Below are 15,840 nucleotides of genomic sequence, written 5' to 3'. Positions count from 1 at the left end.
CGGCTGTGACGCACGGTACGCTACTCCGGCGCGAGTAAACGCCTGCTGAAACACGCCTGCGGTGTTAACTGCGCTCTTATTTTTGCCTGCTACTGACGCCGGGACGATGGTAGGTCCATCGCGACGGCCCCGTTCGGTCGATGTCGAAGGCAGGAGAGGATGGCTCCGGGCAACGCAAGAGGATCGGGCAGTCGCGGAGCCTTGCTCCCGATGCTGATGTCCTATGCCGCTTCCGGCGGCAGCCTGATCATCAGCTCGGCCGCACAGCTCCTGAGCTTTGCGATCCTCGCCCGCTTTCTCGGCGTCCACGAATTCAGCCTGTTCGTCGCGATCACGGCGATCTCGAACATTGCGGTCCATATGTGCGGGCTCGGCGCGATGGAATGCCTCGTCCGCCGCGTCGCACGCGACCGGACGATGTACCCGGTGATGCTCGGCCACAACATGATCCTGACCGCGGCGAGCGGCCTGGCATTGGTCCTGATCGGCGCGGCCCTGCTGCCCTTCTTCTTCACGCTGTCCAGCGACCCCGCGACCAATGCCGCGGTGATCACGCTGATGCTGGTGACGAACATCGTGCTGGTGCGCGTGATCGTGCTGGCCGAGCAGATCTTCATCGCCCATTCCGATTTCGCCTCGGCGAACACGGTCGTGGTCGGCTTCGCCCTGGCACGGACCATCGCCGCCGTGCTCGCCTGCCTCGTCTTCGGCGTCGCCAGCGTCGCCTCCTTTGCGATCTGGCAATTCGTCTGCCATGTCCTGGTCGCCGTCATCTGCTGGCGTGCCCTGCGCAGGCTCGGCCGCCCGGAGTACCGACTCGTGCGCGAAGAACTGCCGCTCGGCCTCTATTTCAGCGTACCCTTCATCCTGCGGGCGGTGCGCCAGAATGCCGACCTGCTCGTGCTCAGCCTCGTCGCGACCGCCGAGATCGTCGCGAGCTACAGTGTCGCCCGCCGCATGCTGGAAAGCAGCTATCTCTCGGTCGAAGCGCTCAACCGGCTGGTCTATCCGGGCTCGGCCCGCGCGACCGCGGAAGGCCTGCAACATGCCATGCCGCGGGTCCGCAAGGTCCTCGTCGCAGCCACGCTGATCAGCATCGCCGCAGCAGTGGCCGTTTTCGTGCTGGCGCCGATCCTGCCCTTCCTCTTCGGCCGGGATTATGTCTCACTCGTCTCCTTCGTCAGGATCCTCTGCTGGGCGGTCATCCCGCTGGCGATCTGGGCCGTGGCGGTGGAAGCACTGGGAGCTTCGGGCCATCACCCGACCCGCGCCGCTGTGATGGGGCTCGGAAGCGTATTCGGCGCCGTCCTAGCCGCGGCCGCGACCTGGTATGCGCCGCCGACCGGAACCTTCGTCTCGTTCTATGTCATCGAAATCGCGATGGTCGCCGCGGCCTGGACCGCCCTCACGAGGATCGTGCGACGGGACCGGGAGCGGGCCGTGGAGCAGCAGCCCGAGGCCGGGATGGCGCATGGACGCTGAGCTGCAACCGGATCTGCAACACTCCGGCGCGCCCGGCGGCGAGGCGCCTGCCCGGACCGGCAGCGTTCGACCGATGACCCGCAGCGACATCCCAACCGTCGCGCGGTTGTTCAGCAAGACCTTCCGCGCCCGCAAGGATGCGGTGGCGCCCGATCTCGAAGCCTATCTCGAGACGGTCTTCTTCGGTAGCCCGCACTACCGGCCGGAACACGGCAGCATGGTGCATGCGGGCGAGAATGGCGTGACCAGCGCGATCCTCGCCGTGCCGATGGAGTTCAGCGCGCATGGTCGCCCGGTCATGGCACGGCTGCTCTGCGCCTTCATGGCCGATGGCAAGGACGGAGCGGCCGGCGCCGCCCGGCTGGCGCGGCAGATGCACGCCGCCCGGCAGGAGATGTGCTTCTCAGACAGCTCGTCGCCGGCCAGCGCCGATCAATGCCTCGCGGGCGGCGGCAGCGTCCTGCCGATCCAGAGCCTCGAATGGCGCCGTGCCTTCAAGCCGTTGACGGCAGCAGCCATCGGCTGGAGCCGAGCCGCCCCAGCCCTGCGCTCGCGGGCCGTCCTCGCCCCGCTCGGCTGGCTCGACCAGGCCTTGCGTCGGCGCAGGCGCTCGATAACGCCGGCCGTCGTGCCGGACTGCCGGACGATCCCTGCCACGCCCGACGCCTTCTTCGCCTGCGCCACGCCGATGCTGTTCCGCTTCCCGCTGCGCCCGGTCTGGAGCAGGGAGGAATTCGACTGGCTGGTCGGCGTCGCTTCGCTGAATCGGGGCCTCGGCGAGCTGCATGTCAGGATCGTGCTCGACCGCGGCGGGCAGCCGATCGGCGCCTTCCTCTATTTCGGCAGGAAGGGCGAGGAGGCCACGGTGCTGAACCTGCTCTGCACGGCCGGCCGCGAATTCGAGGTCGTCGGCCAGATGTTCTCCAGCCTGGATGCGGAGGGTTACGCCTCCGCCGGCGGAATCGCGCAGCCCTTCATGATGAACGCGATTTCGCGGCAGCGCTGGCTGAGCTTCAAGCATCGCGGCTATTTCTGCCTGGTGACGCGCCATGCCGACATCAAGGACGCCGCGCAGCGCAACGACATCTATATCGGCGGGCTGGCATCCGAGAGCTGGAGCCGTCTGCTCACCGATTTCTGAAGCTGCACCGATGGCAGCGACACTGGAGGCCCGCTTGGCCGTTTCGATCATCATCAAGACGCTGAACGAGGAAAAGCGCATCGCTGCGACCATCGAGAGCGCGTTGACCGCGCTCGGCGACGTGCCGGGCGAGGTCGTGGTCGCCGATAGTGGCTCGTCGGATCGCACCATCGAGATCGCCTCGCACTATCCCGTCGTGATCGCCCAGATTGTGCCGCCGGCCCGCCCGAGCTGCGGGATCGGGCCGCAGCTCGGCTTCCAGCATTCGCGCGGCGACTATCTCTGCCTGCTCGACGGCGACATGCTGCTCGATCCCGGTTTCCTCGACGAAGCGATCCGCTTTCTCGAGAAGAACCCTGGGGCCGCCGGTGTCACAGGCCATGTCGAGGAGATGCAGACCGCCAATCTCGAATATGCAAGAAGGGTGCAGCGCAACGCCCCCGAGAACCGGATCGGGCCGCTCGACCGGATGAATGGCGGCGGCCTCTACCGTCGCAGCGCGATCGAGCAAGCCGGCTATCTGTCGGACCGCAACCTGCACGGCTATGAGGAATTCGACCTCGGCATCCGCCTGCGCGGTGCCGGCTGGCAGTTGCACCGGCTCGACCGGCGCTTCGTGCAGCATTTCGGACACACGCTGAACTCCTACAAGCTGCTGATGCGGCGCTGGAAGAACAAGTATCTACACGGCATCGGCGAATTGCTGCGCGCCTCGCTCGGCAAACCCTACTTCTTCCAGCTGCTGCGCGAACTGCCCGAGCTCAGGCTCTGGGGGGCCGTCTATCTCTGGTGGGGGTTCTCACTCGCCCTGTTGCTGTTCCTGCCCAACAAGGGCCTGGCGCTGGGGCTCGTGCTTGCCCTCCTCGTCGGCATCGTCGCGCTGATGAGCTGGCGCAAGGGCGGGCTGGGCATGGGACTCTACACCGTCGTCGCCTGGTTCTTTCATGCCGCGGCCTTGCCGGCCGGCTTCCTGCGCCGGCGGCTGGAGCCGGATGCCCCGATCGAGAGCCGCGTCATCGGGAGCACGCGATGAAGCGCATCCTTCGGCTCGCCCTGGCCGTCTCGGCCGCCCTCGGCTGGGCCGGCGCCGGCGTGTGCGCCGAGGAATGGCTACCGGTCCGCGAAATCTCGCTGGAGATGCGGCCGGGCAGCCCGCTGGATTTCTCGGCCATGCTGCCGAATGCGAAAATCGAGCCGAGCCGTCGCCTGATCGCCAACGCCAATGGGCGGCTGGCCTATGCCAGCGCGCCGGACGAGCCGGCGCGCCTATCCTGCGCCTCGCTGGCCTGGAGCCCGGCCTCCGGCGGCTTCCCCGACCGCGCCAATGCCGACCGCTATGCCAGGCAGCTCGCATTGCACGGCTACAATCTGGCGCGCCTGCATTTCGTCGACGGCAGCCTGATGTTCGGCCGGAAGACCGATTTCGACTTCGATCCGGAAACCCTCGACCGCATCCACTATTTCCTGGCGGCGCTGAAGCGCAACGGCATCTACTGGATGATCGACGGGCTCTCGTCCTGGCGCGGGGCCTATGGCGGCCATGACGATCGCTGGGATCCCGGCGGCACGCTCAAGCTCGCCCTGCATCTCGACGACGGCGCCTTCGCGCACTGGAAGCAGTTCACCGAAAAATTCTTCACCCGCGTCAATCCCTATACCGGCGTCACGCCGATCCATGACGACGCCCTGGCGCTGGTCATCCTCGTCAACGAGAACAATCTCGAATTCGAGAGCGTCGTCCACGACCGACGTGGCAAGGCGCCCTATGATCCGATGTTCGCGGCGCCGTTCAACAAATGGCTGGCGCAACGCTACCCCTCCAGCGCTGCGCTCGCCAAAGCCTGGGGCAGCCTCGGCTGGACCGAAAAGCTGGAGAACGGCTCGATCCGGCTACCGCCGGACCGCTATGCCGACAGCCCGCGCCTGCGTGACCTGCAGGCCTTCTTCACCGAGCTCGAGACTGCCTCGGCAGCGAAGATGAGCGAGACGCTCCGCGGCTTCGGCTACAAGGGGCTGATCAGCACCTACAACAACTGGCCGACGGTCCAGGCTGCGCTGAGCCGGCGCGGGCTCGATGTCGTGACGATGAACACCTATCACGACTGGGCCAATGGCTATGCGCCGGGCAGCAAGCTCCTTCAGCAGAGCTCACTCGGCGACGCCGCAAACTCGATGCGGATGGCCGCAGCAGCCCGCTGGCTCGGCAAGCCCTTCGTCGTCAGCGAGTACGACCACCTGTTCTGGAACCGCTATCGCTATGAAGGCGGCCTGGTGTTCCCGGCCTATGCGGCGCTGCAGGGCTGGGATGCGCTCTGCCGGCACGCGCACGGCCCGATCGCGCTCTCCTATGGCGAGCCCTACCCGCACAAGCGCGCCATGCTGCCCTATGCGATCGCGCTCGATCCGGTGGCGCGGGCCGGCGAAACGCTCTCCGCCCTGCTGTTCCGGCGTGGCGACGTCGCGACCTCGCGGCTTGCCGTCCCCTTCGCCGTTCGCGGCGAGGCCGATCTCAGCCCCGACATGCAGGCCCGCGAGCCCGAAAAACTGACGGAGCTAGCCCTGCTCGGCAGGATCGGGCTCGAGGCCGCCGACCGGATCGGCGACCGGATCGCCGTGCTCCAGCCGCGCGATGCGAACCGGCCCGAGGCGATCGTCGAGAAGCTTCGGGCGAGCCGCATGCTCCCGGACGGGAATGCAACGAAGCTCGCCGCCGGCCTCTTCCAGAGCGATACGGGCGAGATCGTCCTGAACCGCCGCGACCGGCAATTGCGCCTGACGACGCCGGCGACCGAAGCGGTCGCGTTCGCCTCGGCGAGCCTGCCGGTCAAGCTCAAGACCCTCAGCATCGACGGCGCGGAAGGCGACGGGCTGATCGCGATCTCCTCGCTCGACAAGCCGGCGTCGCTGGCCAAGGGCAGCCGCTTCCTCGTGATCTTCGCGACCGACGCCCGCAATACCGACATGGTCTTCCGCGACCGGGACGAGAAGGTGATCGAGGATTTCGGCAAGCTGCCGGTGCGCATCCGCAAGGGCCATGCCGACCTCAGGCTCGACCGGACCGCCCGGCAATGGCAGCTCTCGCCGATCGGCCTTGATGGGAGCGTGAAGCCACCAGCCGCGAGCGGCACGGGCCCCGTCGCCTTCCGGCTCAGCAACGATCTGCCGAGCGGCCCGACCACCTATTTCCTGCTCGAGTTCAAGGGGAACAGCCCCTGAAGGCGGCGGCGTCCGAATGGAGCCGCGGCGTTTATCGACAGCGGCAGGCATGCGATAATCCCGCTGGCTCCGACGCGGGAACCGGCGACGAGAACGATCGATGCGGCCTCTGAACAGGCATGAGCCACGCCGGCCCAACCGGCCGGTCCCGACATCCGGGGAAGCCGCAGGTTCACCGGCCAAAGCCCGATCTCGGGAGGGCGGGAGCGGCGATGAGGCGTCCGGCCCAGCGCTCGGCCCTCGCATCCGGCGCTTGCGCAGGACCGCGAAGCTGACCTTGGATGCGCTTGCAGAACGCTCCGGCGTCAGCCGCGCGATGCTGTCCAAGGTCGAGCGCGGCGAGAAGAACCCGACCCTCGCGGTGGTCACCCGGATCGCACGCGGGCTCGGCACCTCGCTCTCCGGGTTGATGGGCGCCGAGAGCGACGCCGCCCCGGTGTCGGTGAGGCGCGCCGATCAGCGCCTGAGCTTCCGCGATGCCGAGACCGGGTTCGAGCGGCATGTCCTCTCGCCAGCCCATCCCGATACGGGCGTCGAGCTGCTGCTTCACGTCATTCCGCCCGGCATGTCCTCGGGCTGGCTGCCGACCTATGAAGGCAGCGTCGAGAAGCATCTGATCATCCAGGAAGGCCAGCTCTCGGTGGAGATCGGCGCGACGATCCACCGTCTCGCTGCCGGCGACAGCTTCTATTTCCAGATCCGCGAGCCCTATCGCTTCTTCAACGAGACGGGCGAGCGCTGCAGCTATTACTGCGTGATCGTGCGTCGCCCCTGACCGGCGTACCGCCTGTTCCCGCGAAGGAGGTCGCCGTCCCGGCTATTGCAGGGTGAACGGGTTGGCGATAGCGGGCTTCGCATTGATGAAGACGCTCTTGGGCTCGAGATATTCCATGATCGCGGCCTGGCCGTTCTCGCGCCCGATCCCGGATTCCTTGAAGCCGCCGAACGGGGCGAGATAGCTGACCACGCGATAGGCGTTGACCCAGACCGTGCCGGCCTTGAGCTTCTTCGGCAGGGTCATGGCGCGGCCGAGATCGCTGGTCCAGACGCCGGCCGCGAGCCCGAACGGCGTATCGTTCGCCAACGCGACCGCCTCCTCCTCGGTTTCGAAGCTGAGCACGCTGAGCAGCGGCCCGAAGACCTCCTCGCGCGCGATCCGCATCCCGTTGGTGACGCCGGCGAAGATGGTCGGCTCGACGAACCAGCCCTGCGTGCAGCCGGAGCGCGCGCTGCGTTCTCCGCCCAGCACGCATCGTGCGCCATCGCGGCGGGCGATCTCGATATAGTCGAGCACCTTGGCGAGCTGCTGCTCGGTCGCGACCGGGCCGATATCGGTTTCGGGGTCGTTGGGGTCGCCGAGGCGCGCCTGGCGCATCCTTTCGACCAGCCTGTCCAGGAAGCGATCATGGATCGAGGCCTGCACCAGCAGCCGCGAGCCGGCCATGCAGGTCTGGCCGCTGGCCGCAAAGATGCCGGAGATCACGCCCTTCACAGCCGCCTCGATATCGGCATCGGCAAAGACGATGTTGGGCGACTTGCCACCGAGCTCGAGCGAGACCCGCTTGAACTGGCGGGCGGCAGCCTCGTAAATCCTGCGGCCGCCGGCATTGCCGCCGGTGAAGGCGATGCGCGCCACCAGCGGATGCTCGACGAGCGGCTCGCCAGCCTCCTGCCCCAAGCCTGTGACGACGTTGACGACTCCGGGCGGGAAACCGGCTTGCGTGAACAGCTTCGCCAGCTCCAGCATCGAGACCGAAGCGAATTCCGAGGGCTTGACCACGACGGTGTTGCCGGCCGCCAGCGCCGGGGCGAGCTTCCAGACCGTGAGCAGCAGCGGCGAGTTCCAGGGCGTGATCGCGCCGACGACGCCGAGCGGCTCATAGGCGACGTAGTGGAACATGTTGGCCTTGTCGATCGGCGTGACATGGCCCTCGATCTTGTCCGCCAGCCCGCCATAATACTGGAACCAGCGCGGCAGATATTTCATCTGGCCGAGCATCTCGACGCGCAACTTGCCATTGTCGCGGACCTCGAGATCGGCGAGGCGCTCGGCATTGGCGGCGATCAGATCGGCGAGGCGGAACATCAGCACGCCGCGATCGCTGGCGCTCATCCGCGACCAGGGCCCGGCGGTGAAGGCTTCGTGCGCAGCCCTGACGGCGAGGTCGACATCGGCGGCGGTCGCGCGCGGAATCCGAGCCCAGGGCTTGCCGGTATAGGGGTTCTTGGTCTCCAGCCAGCCGCCTTCGACCGCCTCATGATCCTTGCCGTCGACATGCATGAAAAAGCGCTCGAGCGCCGGTGCCGTCTTGCTGGTCATCGTGCTGGCTGTCCGTTTCGTCGCGAGGCTGACGGGCTGGGCGCGCCGGCACATGCCGACACGCCAGGGTGATCGGCCGGGCTCAGGGCTTGTAGAGATGCTGGCAGCCGCTCTGTTCGGCCGGGGTGAACAGGCCCTCGCTCGGCAGCGTCGCCAGTACCTTGTAGAGATCGGCCGGGCTCTTCGATTCCGCGGGGGACTTCACCTCGAACAGATGCATGTCCATGACGACGCGGCCATTGTCCTGGATGCGCGCCTTCTGGATCATGTCGCCGGTGATCGGCAGCTCGCGCATCTTCCTGGCGATGCCCTTGGCGTCGTCGCTGCCGAGCGCCTTGACCGCCTTGAGGTAGTGCGTCGTGGCAATATAAGCGAGCGCATGGCCCATGGTCGGGACCTTGTTGTCGAAGCGCGCCATGTAGCGCTTGGCCCAGGCGCGGGTCGCGTCGTTGATGTCCCAGTAGAACGGGGCGGAGAGCTTGAGCCCCTGTGCCGCCGGCAATCCGAGCGCGACGACGTTGTTCTCGTAGACCAGCATGGTGGCCGGCTTCGCCTTGACGCCGAATTCGCGCATCTGCTTCAGCGAGTTCACGAGGTCCGGGCCGGCATTGGCGAGGCCGACGACGTTCGCGCCGGAGGACTGGGCCGTCAGCAGCGGCGATGACAGATCGGCCGTTCCGAGCGGGTGGCGAGCCTCACCCAGCACCTGGCCGCCGGCGGCCTTCACCGCCTTACCGGCATCGGCCGCGAGATTGTGGCCGAAGACATAGTCGGCGGTGAGGAAGAACCACTTGTTGCCGCCTTCGTCGACAACGCCCTTGGCCACCGCGTTGGCGAGTTCCGCCGTCGAGGGCGCCCATTGCGTGCCATAGGGCGAGCACTGGTTGCCGGTGAAGTTCGGGGCGTAGCCGCCGCTGACCAGGGTGGTGATCTCCCGTTCGCGCGCCACCGCCTGCACAGCGAGGCCGACCGAGCTCGAGCCGCCGGGCAGGATGACGCTGACGCCGCGCTCGTCGATGAACTGGCGTGCCTGCGCCGAGCCGATATCGGGCTTGCTCTGATGGTCGGCGACCACGACCTCGATCGGCCGGCCCAGCACCGAACCACCGAAATCCTCCACGGCCATGCGGACCGACAGCGCAGTGCCGGGGCCACCATTGTCCGAGAAGGTGCCGGACATGTCGTCGATGACGCCGATGCGGAACGGCTTGTCATTGGCGCTCGCCGGCAAGGTGCAGGCGAGCATCGCCGCAGCCAGAAGCGAAGAGCGCAGCGCAGGCATGGTCATGGTGAAGTCCTCCCCTGGACCGTTTCGGTCGCTGATCGGCCGGCCTTGTGGCCGTAGCCTTGGCTTCCAGCCCGCGTAGGCGGGCCGGAAGCAGGGGGATGCTAGCACTCGATCGCAGAAATTCTACTATAGAAGAAAAATATGGCAGCCATAGCGGTTCACGGTGCCCTGCCGCGCGACAGCAACTGGCCCGTGGCCCGACGCGGCGGACACTATCCCCCGAACACCTCCGGATAGGCGAACAGGCCGGGGGCGCCGCCCGTATGCCAGAAGACCACGGTTTCGGCGGGAGCGATGGCGCCGCTCCGAATGAGCGCGAGCAGGCCGGCCATCGCCTTTCCGGTATAGACGGGGTCGAGCAGAATCCCCTCGGTGCGGGCAACCAGCTCGACAGCTTCGATCATGGCGGCGGTCGGCTGGCCGTAGCCCGGACCGATCTGGGAATCGTCGACCTCGAGCCCCGCCACCGCACCCCTCTCGCGGCCTTCGAGGGCGAAGATCTCCTGGACCAATCCAGCGACGATGCTTCCCGCCTCCTCGGAAGAGCGCGAGACGCTGATGCCGTGCACACGGCAGGATAGCCCGGCGTCCTCCACGCCGGCGAGGATGCCGGCATGCGTGCCTCCGCTTCCGGTCGCGACGACGAGATGGTCGAGAGCGAGGGCTTGCTCGCGCGCCTGCGCCGCGAGCTCCAGAAGCGCCTCGCGATAGGCGAGGCTGCCGAGGGCATTCGAGCCCCCGACCGGGATGAAGTAGGGCTTGCGCCCCTCTGCGGCCAATGCCGCCATCGTCTCGGCCGCAACCGCCACGCCGTCCTCTCCCGCAGCAAGGAAGCGGATCTGCGCCCCAAAGATGCGGTCGAGCAGTTGATTGCCGTTGGTGTGATAGGCTTCGCTGCGGTCCGCCACCGCGTCGGCCAACAACAAGACGCAGCCGAGGCCATGTCGCGCTGCCGCCGCGGCGGTCTGGCGGGCATGGTTCGATTGCAGTGCCCCCATGGTGACCAGCACGTCGGCACCCTGCTGCAAGGCGTCAGCGACGAGATATTCCAGCTTGCGGGCCTTGTTGCCCCCGCCTGCGAAGCCCGTGCAGTCGTCGCGCTTGATCCAGATCGCGGGAGCGGGGCCATGCCGCCCGAGTTCCTCTGACAGGCGTATGCACGCCTCGAACGGCGTCGGCAGCGTTGCGAGTGCGATCCTGGTCCGTTCGGACGACATTGCGGGCTTGGTCATTCCAACTGGTCCCCTGCCGAGTTCCGGCGCCACAGCGCCTGGCTCCACCATATTGGCGATGTCGGAAAAGACAGCAGCAATCCTGCATCCCCGCCGAGCGTCCAGCGACTGGGGCGGCGGGTTACTCCATCTGCGACATTGATGGCGCAGGGGTGGACAGGCTCTACTGGTCGGTGACCTGGGGAGCGGCCCGATGACGGCGCAGCGCCCGGACTTTGCCTGCGACCATCCCGCGCAGACGGAGATGCAATCGAAGCGCGACGCTTTGCTACCGCGCCTTACCGCCGTCGCGATCGCTCGGAGTGCTCGTCATGATGCATCCAGCTGCTCCCATGCCGGCAGTCTCGGTCGTCGCTTCCACCCTGTCATCTTGCCGTGGCCCCCTTGCGGCGGTGGGGGTGTTTTCCGGTTGCATCAATCTTTTGATGCTGTCGGGCTCGTTCTACATGCTGCAGCTCTATGACCGGGTGCTGAGCTCGCGCAGCGTCCCGACGCTGATCGGGCTCTCCCTCCTCCTGCTGGCGGCCTACGCCCTGCAGGGCGTCCTCGACGCGATCCGGGTCAGGATGCTCTCACGGATTGGCGCCCGCTTCGACGAGCAGGTCTCGCCCTCAGCCTTTGCCGCGGCGCAGCGCCTGCCGTTGCTGGGGAGCCGGCCGGAGCAGGCGCTGCAGCCGATCCGCGATCTCGACCAGGTCCGTGCCTTCCTGGCTTCGCTGGGACCGACGGCCTTGTTCGACATGCCGTGGATGCCGCTCTTCTTCGCCGGCTGCTTCCTGCTGCATCCCTGGCTCGGCTGGCTCGCCGTCGCCGGAGGCGCCGTGATTCTCGGATTGACGGCGCTGGCGGAGCGCAGGAGCAGGCTGACCACGGCAGCGCAGCAGGCCAGCGGCATGGGGCGGCAGATGATCGCCGAATCGAGCCGCCGCAACGCCGAGGCCCTCGCTGCGATGGGCATGGGGCCGGCCTTCGAGCGCAGATGGCAGGAGGCGAGCCGGCGCCATATCGGCGACTGGCTGGTGGGCGCGGACGCGATCGGCGGGATCGGTGCCTTCGCCAAGATCTTTCGGATGGTACTGCAATCGGCCGTGCTCGGCCTCGGCGCCTATCTCGCGATCCGCGGCGAGATCTCGGGCGGAGCGATGATCGCCGCCTCGATCCTGACCGCGCGCGCCTTGGCCCCGATCGAGATCGCGGTCGCGCACTGGAAGGGCTTCGTGGGGGCGCGCGAGGGTCTGAAGCGCCTGAGGCAGGTGCTGGATTCTCCCGCTTTTGCCGTGCGGGAGCGCACGGCGTTGCCGCGGCCACGGCGCGAGCTTGCGGCGGAGGGGTTGCTGGTTGCGGCGCCCGGCCAGCAGGCACCCATCCTGCAAGGCGTTTCGCTGAAGCTCGAAGCCGGCCAGGGCCTTGGCATCATCGGCCCGAGCGCGTCGGGCAAATCGACCCTGGTGCGCGCGCTGGTCGGCGTCTGGCGGCCGCTCAAGGGCACGGTTCGGCTGGATGGGGCGGAGCTCGACCAGTGGAGCCGGAGCGAGCTCGGGCAGCATATCGGCTATCTGCCGCAGGACATCGAGCTCTTCGACGGCACCGTCGCCGAGAACATCGCCCGCTTCCAGGCCGACGCCTCCGACGAGGCGGTCGTCGCGGCGGCGCGCGCCGCCGGCGCAAATGAGCTGATCCTGAAGTTCGAGAATGGCTACGACACCCGCATCGGCGAGGGCGGCTCCATCCTGTCGGGTGGCCAGCGCCAGAGGATCGCCCTGGCGCGGGCGCTGTTCGGCGATCCCTTCCTGGTCGTGCTCGACGAGCCCAATTCCAACCTCGACCATGACGGCGACGAGGCGCTGACCATGGCTGTCAGGGGTGTTCGCACCCGCGGCGGCATCGTCATCGTCGTGACGCATCGCCCGACCGCGATCGCCGGCGTCGACCAGATCGCGATGATCGCCGAAGGCCGCATCCAGGCCTGCGGCCCGAAGGAAGAGATCCTGCAGCAGGTGCTCAAGCATGGCGGCCTGCCGAGCGTGCAACGGCAGACGGTGGCGTCATGACGAAACCGGGAGGACAGGACCCACAGGATTTCCGGCGGGCGCTGCGGCGCCTGTCCGTGATCGGCGGCGCCAGCATCGCGCTCTTCGCCGGCACGGTCGGCATCTGGGCCGTCGCCACCACGCTCTCGGGCGCGGTCGTCACCACCGGCCAGTTCGTGGTCGACGGCAATGTCAGGAAGGTGCAGCATCCGACCGGCGGGGTCGTCGGCGAACTCCTGGTACGCGAGGGCGCGCGCGTCGAGCAGGGCGCCGTCCTGATCCGGCTCGACGATACCGTCACCCGCGCCAACCTTCAGGTCATCACCAAGCAGCTCGACGAGTTCGCGGCGCGGCGCGGCCGCCTCCAGGCCGAACGGGACCGCCGCGAGGCGATCGTCGTCGCGGCGGAGCTGACTGGTCGGCAGCCTGAGCCTGAGATCGCCGAGCTCGTCGCCGCCGAGCAGGCCCTGTTCGAGGCGCGGCGCGCGTCGCGCGAGGGACAGAAGGCGCAGCTCGTCAAGCGCGTCGGCCAGCTTCAGGACCTGATCGCCGGTCATCGGGCGCAGCAGGAGGCGCGGGACCGCCAGGCGATCCTGATCGAGGAGGAGTTGCTGGGCGTCCGGGGGCTCTATGAAAAGAACCTCGTCTCGCTGAGCCGCAAGGCGGTGCTGGAGCGGGAGGCTGCAAACCTCGAGGGCCAGAAGGGGCAGTTGCTGGCCGCCGTCGCCCAGGCTGAAAGCCGGATCGGCGAGACCCAGCTCCAGATCATCCAGATCGAGGATGCGCTGCGCGAGGAGGTGATGAAGGAGCTGCGTGAGATCCAGGCGCGCAGCGCCGAGCTGGTCGAGCGCCGTGCCGCGGCCGAGGATCAGCTGAAGCGCGTCGAGATCCGCTCGCCGAGCGCCGGCTTCGTGCATCAGCTCGCGGTCCATACCGTCGGCGGGGTGATCACCCCGGCCGAGCCGGTGATGATGATCGTCCCGGTCGAGGAGGGGCTGGAGGTCGAGGCCCGCATCCTGCCGGCGGATATCGACCAATTGGCCCTCGGGCGGGCCGCGCTGGTGAAGCTCCACGCCTTCAACCAGCGCACCACGCCGGAGCTGAACGGGACAATCGCGCGCATCTCGGCCGATACCAGCCGCGATCCGCAGACAGGCGCCGCCTTCTACACGATCCGGGTCGGTGTCGCGCCGGAGGAGCTCGCCCGTCTCGCCCCCCATCGCGTCGGCGCCGGCATGCAGGCCGATGTCTTCGTCAGGACCGAGGACCGCACTCCCCTCGAATACATCCTGAAGCCGCTCAGGGACCAGATCGCCAAGGCTTTCAAGGAAAGATGAGCCGCGGCGGCTCGGCGGATCGGTGCCGGGTTGGCCGAGAGCTGCCGCCGACTCGCGGCAGCTCCCGCAAGTGCGTCAGACGAACAGGAAATCGCTCGCCTGCAATGCGGTGGCCGACACGCCCGTGAGCGTCACGCTATGGCCGGGCTCGATGGTCACGATCGCGTCGGCGCCTGAAGCGGCGATATGCGTCTGACGCCAGGACGCGAAGTCGGTGACGTTCAAGGCGAAGGCCTGGAAGTCGAGTATGTCCTCGCCGCGGACGAAGTCTCGGATCGTATCCTGGCCGAAGCCGGGCGCGAAGACGAAGCTGTCCCGGCCGGCCCCGCCCGTCAGGGTGTCGTTTCCGCCTTCGCCCCTGATCCAGTCGGCGCCCGCGCCGCCCGAGAGCTCGTTGGCCCGGGCATCGCCGATCAGGAGATCGTTGTTGGCCGATCCGACAACCGTGGTCACCGCGGCACCGATCGCTACGGGCTGACGATCGGCGACGTCCAGGACGTCATCGCCACCGCGCTCGGCGGCGACACCGTGACGACGACCGTGGAAGGGCGCGAGCGCTACACCGTCAACATCCGCTATCCGCGCGAGATGCGCGCCAGCCCGCAGCTGATCGCCGGCGAGGTGCAGGTGCCGACGGCGGCAGGCGGGACGGTGCCGCTCGGCGAGGTCGCGCAGGTCAAGCTGACACGCGGCGCGACCTCGATCCGGACAGAGAACGGCGAACTCGCGATCTACATCTTCGTCGACATGACCGGACGCGATCTCGGCGGCTATGTCGCGGAGGCGCGCCAGGCCGTCGCCAGCGCGGTGAAGCTGCCGCAGGGCTATCACCTCTCCTGGAGCGGGCAGTTCGAGTATCTCGAACGTGCCGAGACACGGCTCAGGATCGTCATCCCGGTGACGCTGGCGATCATCTTCCTGCTGCTCTACCTCAACTTTCGCAGGCTCGCGGAAACGCTGATCGTCATGCTGTCGCTGCCCTTCGCGCTGGTCGGCGGGATCTGGCTGCTCTGGTGGCTCGGCTTCAACATGTCGGTCGCGGTCGCCGTCGGCTTCATCGCGCTGGCCGGGGTCGCCGCAGAAACCGGCGTCATCATGCTGATCTATCTCGACCAGGCCCTGAAGGAAGGGCAGGCGCGCTGCGCGGCGGCAGGCAGGCCGTTCACCCGCGCCGACCTGCACGAGGCGATCATGGTCGGCGCCGTCGAGCGGGTACGTCCGAAGATGATGACCGTCGTCGCGATCATGGCCGGTCTCGTCCCGATCCTGTGGAGCACGGGCTCCGGCTCCGAGATCATGCAGCGCATCGCGGTGCCGATGAACGGCGGCATGGTTTCGTCGACGGCGCTCACACTCGTCGTGATCCCCGTCATCTACGCCTTCGTCAAGGGTCGGCAGCTCTCGGCAAGGACGGGGCCGAAGCCGGAAGATGCGGGCACGCAATTGCCTGTTCCGCAAAATGTAGTCGCGTGAAGAAAGGGAACGAAATGCACGAAACGATGACTGGCGGCATGCTGTGGGGCATGGGGATTACGCACCTCGCGTTCATGGTTCTGATCTTGCTGACGATCGCCGCGCTGATCAAATACTTGTTCTTTCGCTAGCCCGGCGATGTGCCGGCGGCGATAGCCGCTGCACTCCGAGCGGTCTTGCGTGGTCCCGAGGCGGATGATCCGTCGCGGGATCGCGCGGGGTCTAGCAGGCTGTTGAAGAAGTCAGACGCGTTCGCAGACGAAGCCTGACTCGTCGCCGTTGTGGATGTGGAAGTGCCCGACGAGGCGGCCGGCGGTGCCG

The 15,840-nt window shown here is 67.6% G+C and carries 12 protein-coding genes and 1 pseudogene; 9 read left to right on the top strand and 4 right to left on the bottom strand.

Annotation, left to right across the window (positions count from 1 at the left end):
• Positions 1-159: 159 nt before the first annotated feature.
• The 5 genes from ACFPOB_RS12675 (at position 160) to ACFPOB_RS12655 (ending at position 6,614) form a co-directional block, all read left to right on the top strand.
• Entirely contained in the window at positions 160-1,482 is a 1,323-nt protein-coding gene (locus ACFPOB_RS12675; RefSeq protein ID WP_377798808.1) for a lipopolysaccharide biosynthesis protein, read from the top strand.
• Positions 1,472-2,623 (top strand): GNAT family N-acetyltransferase, encoded by a 1,152-nt coding sequence (locus ACFPOB_RS12670; protein WP_377798806.1) that lies wholly within the window; start codon positions 1,472-1,474, stop codon positions 2,621-2,623. The genes ACFPOB_RS12675 and ACFPOB_RS12670 overlap by 11 nt, the downstream gene beginning before the upstream one ends.
• A 34-nt stretch (positions 2,624-2,657) precedes the next feature.
• Positions 2,658-3,656, top strand: a complete 999-nt coding sequence (locus ACFPOB_RS12665) for a glycosyltransferase family 2 protein (protein ID WP_377798804.1) — start codon at positions 2,658-2,660, stop codon at positions 3,654-3,656.
• Complete coding sequence (locus ACFPOB_RS12660; RefSeq protein WP_377798802.1) at positions 3,653-5,839, top strand: glycoside hydrolase; 2,187 nt, start codon at positions 3,653-3,655, stop codon at positions 5,837-5,839. Before ACFPOB_RS12665 ends, ACFPOB_RS12660 begins: the two co-directional genes overlap by 4 nt.
• A 100-nt stretch (positions 5,840-5,939) precedes the next feature.
• Positions 5,940-6,614 (top strand): helix-turn-helix domain-containing protein, encoded by a 675-nt coding sequence (locus ACFPOB_RS12655; protein WP_377798800.1) that lies wholly within the window; start codon positions 5,940-5,942, stop codon positions 6,612-6,614.
• Between the two features lie 42 nt (positions 6,615-6,656).
• Here ACFPOB_RS12655 and ACFPOB_RS12650 read toward each other — a convergent pair whose 3' ends face one another.
• From ACFPOB_RS12650 to ACFPOB_RS12640, 3 genes are all read right to left on the bottom strand, one after another.
• On the bottom strand, positions 6,657-8,159 hold the full coding sequence (locus ACFPOB_RS12650) for an aldehyde dehydrogenase (RefSeq protein WP_377798798.1): 1,503 nt from the start codon (positions 8,157-8,159) through the stop codon (positions 6,657-6,659).
• Positions 8,160-8,241: 82 nt separating this feature from the next.
• Positions 8,242-9,447, bottom strand: coding sequence for an ABC transporter substrate-binding protein (locus ACFPOB_RS12645; RefSeq protein ID WP_377798796.1), 1,206 nt, complete (start codon positions 9,445-9,447; stop codon positions 8,242-8,244).
• A 212-nt stretch (positions 9,448-9,659) separates the two neighbouring features.
• Positions 9,660-10,679 (bottom strand): D-cysteine desulfhydrase family protein, encoded by a 1,020-nt coding sequence (locus tag ACFPOB_RS12640; protein WP_377798794.1) that lies wholly within the window; start codon positions 10,677-10,679, stop codon positions 9,660-9,662.
• 311 nt (positions 10,680-10,990) lie between these two features.
• On the opposite strand from ACFPOB_RS12640, the gene ACFPOB_RS12635 reads away from it, so the two are divergent.
• Positions 10,991-12,730, top strand: coding sequence for a type I secretion system permease/ATPase (locus ACFPOB_RS12635; RefSeq protein WP_377798792.1), 1,740 nt, complete (start codon positions 10,991-10,993; stop codon positions 12,728-12,730).
• A complete protein-coding gene (locus tag ACFPOB_RS12630) occupies positions 12,727-14,046 on the top strand; it encodes an HlyD family type I secretion periplasmic adaptor subunit (protein WP_377798790.1) in 1,320 nt (439 codons plus the stop codon). Before ACFPOB_RS12635 ends, ACFPOB_RS12630 begins: the two co-directional genes overlap by 4 nt.
• A gap of 75 nt (positions 14,047-14,121) precedes the next feature.
• Here the strand turns inward: ACFPOB_RS12630 and ACFPOB_RS12625 are convergent, their stop codons facing one another.
• The gene (locus ACFPOB_RS12625; RefSeq protein WP_377798824.1) at positions 14,122-14,499 is read right to left on the bottom strand and encodes a M10 family metallopeptidase C-terminal domain-containing protein; all 378 of its coding nucleotides are present in this window, start codon (positions 14,497-14,499) and stop codon (positions 14,122-14,124) included.
• 12 nt (positions 14,500-14,511) lie between these two features.
• On the opposite strand from ACFPOB_RS12625, the pseudogene ACFPOB_RS12620 reads away from it, so the two are divergent.
• Both ACFPOB_RS12620 and ACFPOB_RS12615 read left to right on the top strand, forming a co-directional pair.
• Positions 14,512-15,519 (top strand): annotated as a pseudogene (locus ACFPOB_RS12620) (efflux RND transporter permease subunit); the annotation flags it as partial.
• On the top strand, positions 15,516-15,650 hold the full coding sequence (locus ACFPOB_RS12615; protein WP_377798788.1) for a hypothetical protein: 135 nt from the start codon (positions 15,516-15,518) through the stop codon (positions 15,648-15,650). The pseudogene ACFPOB_RS12620 and the gene ACFPOB_RS12615, both read left to right, overlap by 4 nt.
• The last annotated feature ends 190 nt before the right edge of the window (positions 15,651-15,840 follow it).

Source organism: Allobosea eneae (assembly GCF_042657265.1).
GTDB classification, from domain to species: domain Bacteria; phylum Pseudomonadota; class Alphaproteobacteria; order Rhizobiales; family Beijerinckiaceae; genus Allobosea; species Allobosea eneae.
This window is presented reverse-complemented; position numbering and strand designations above follow the sequence as displayed.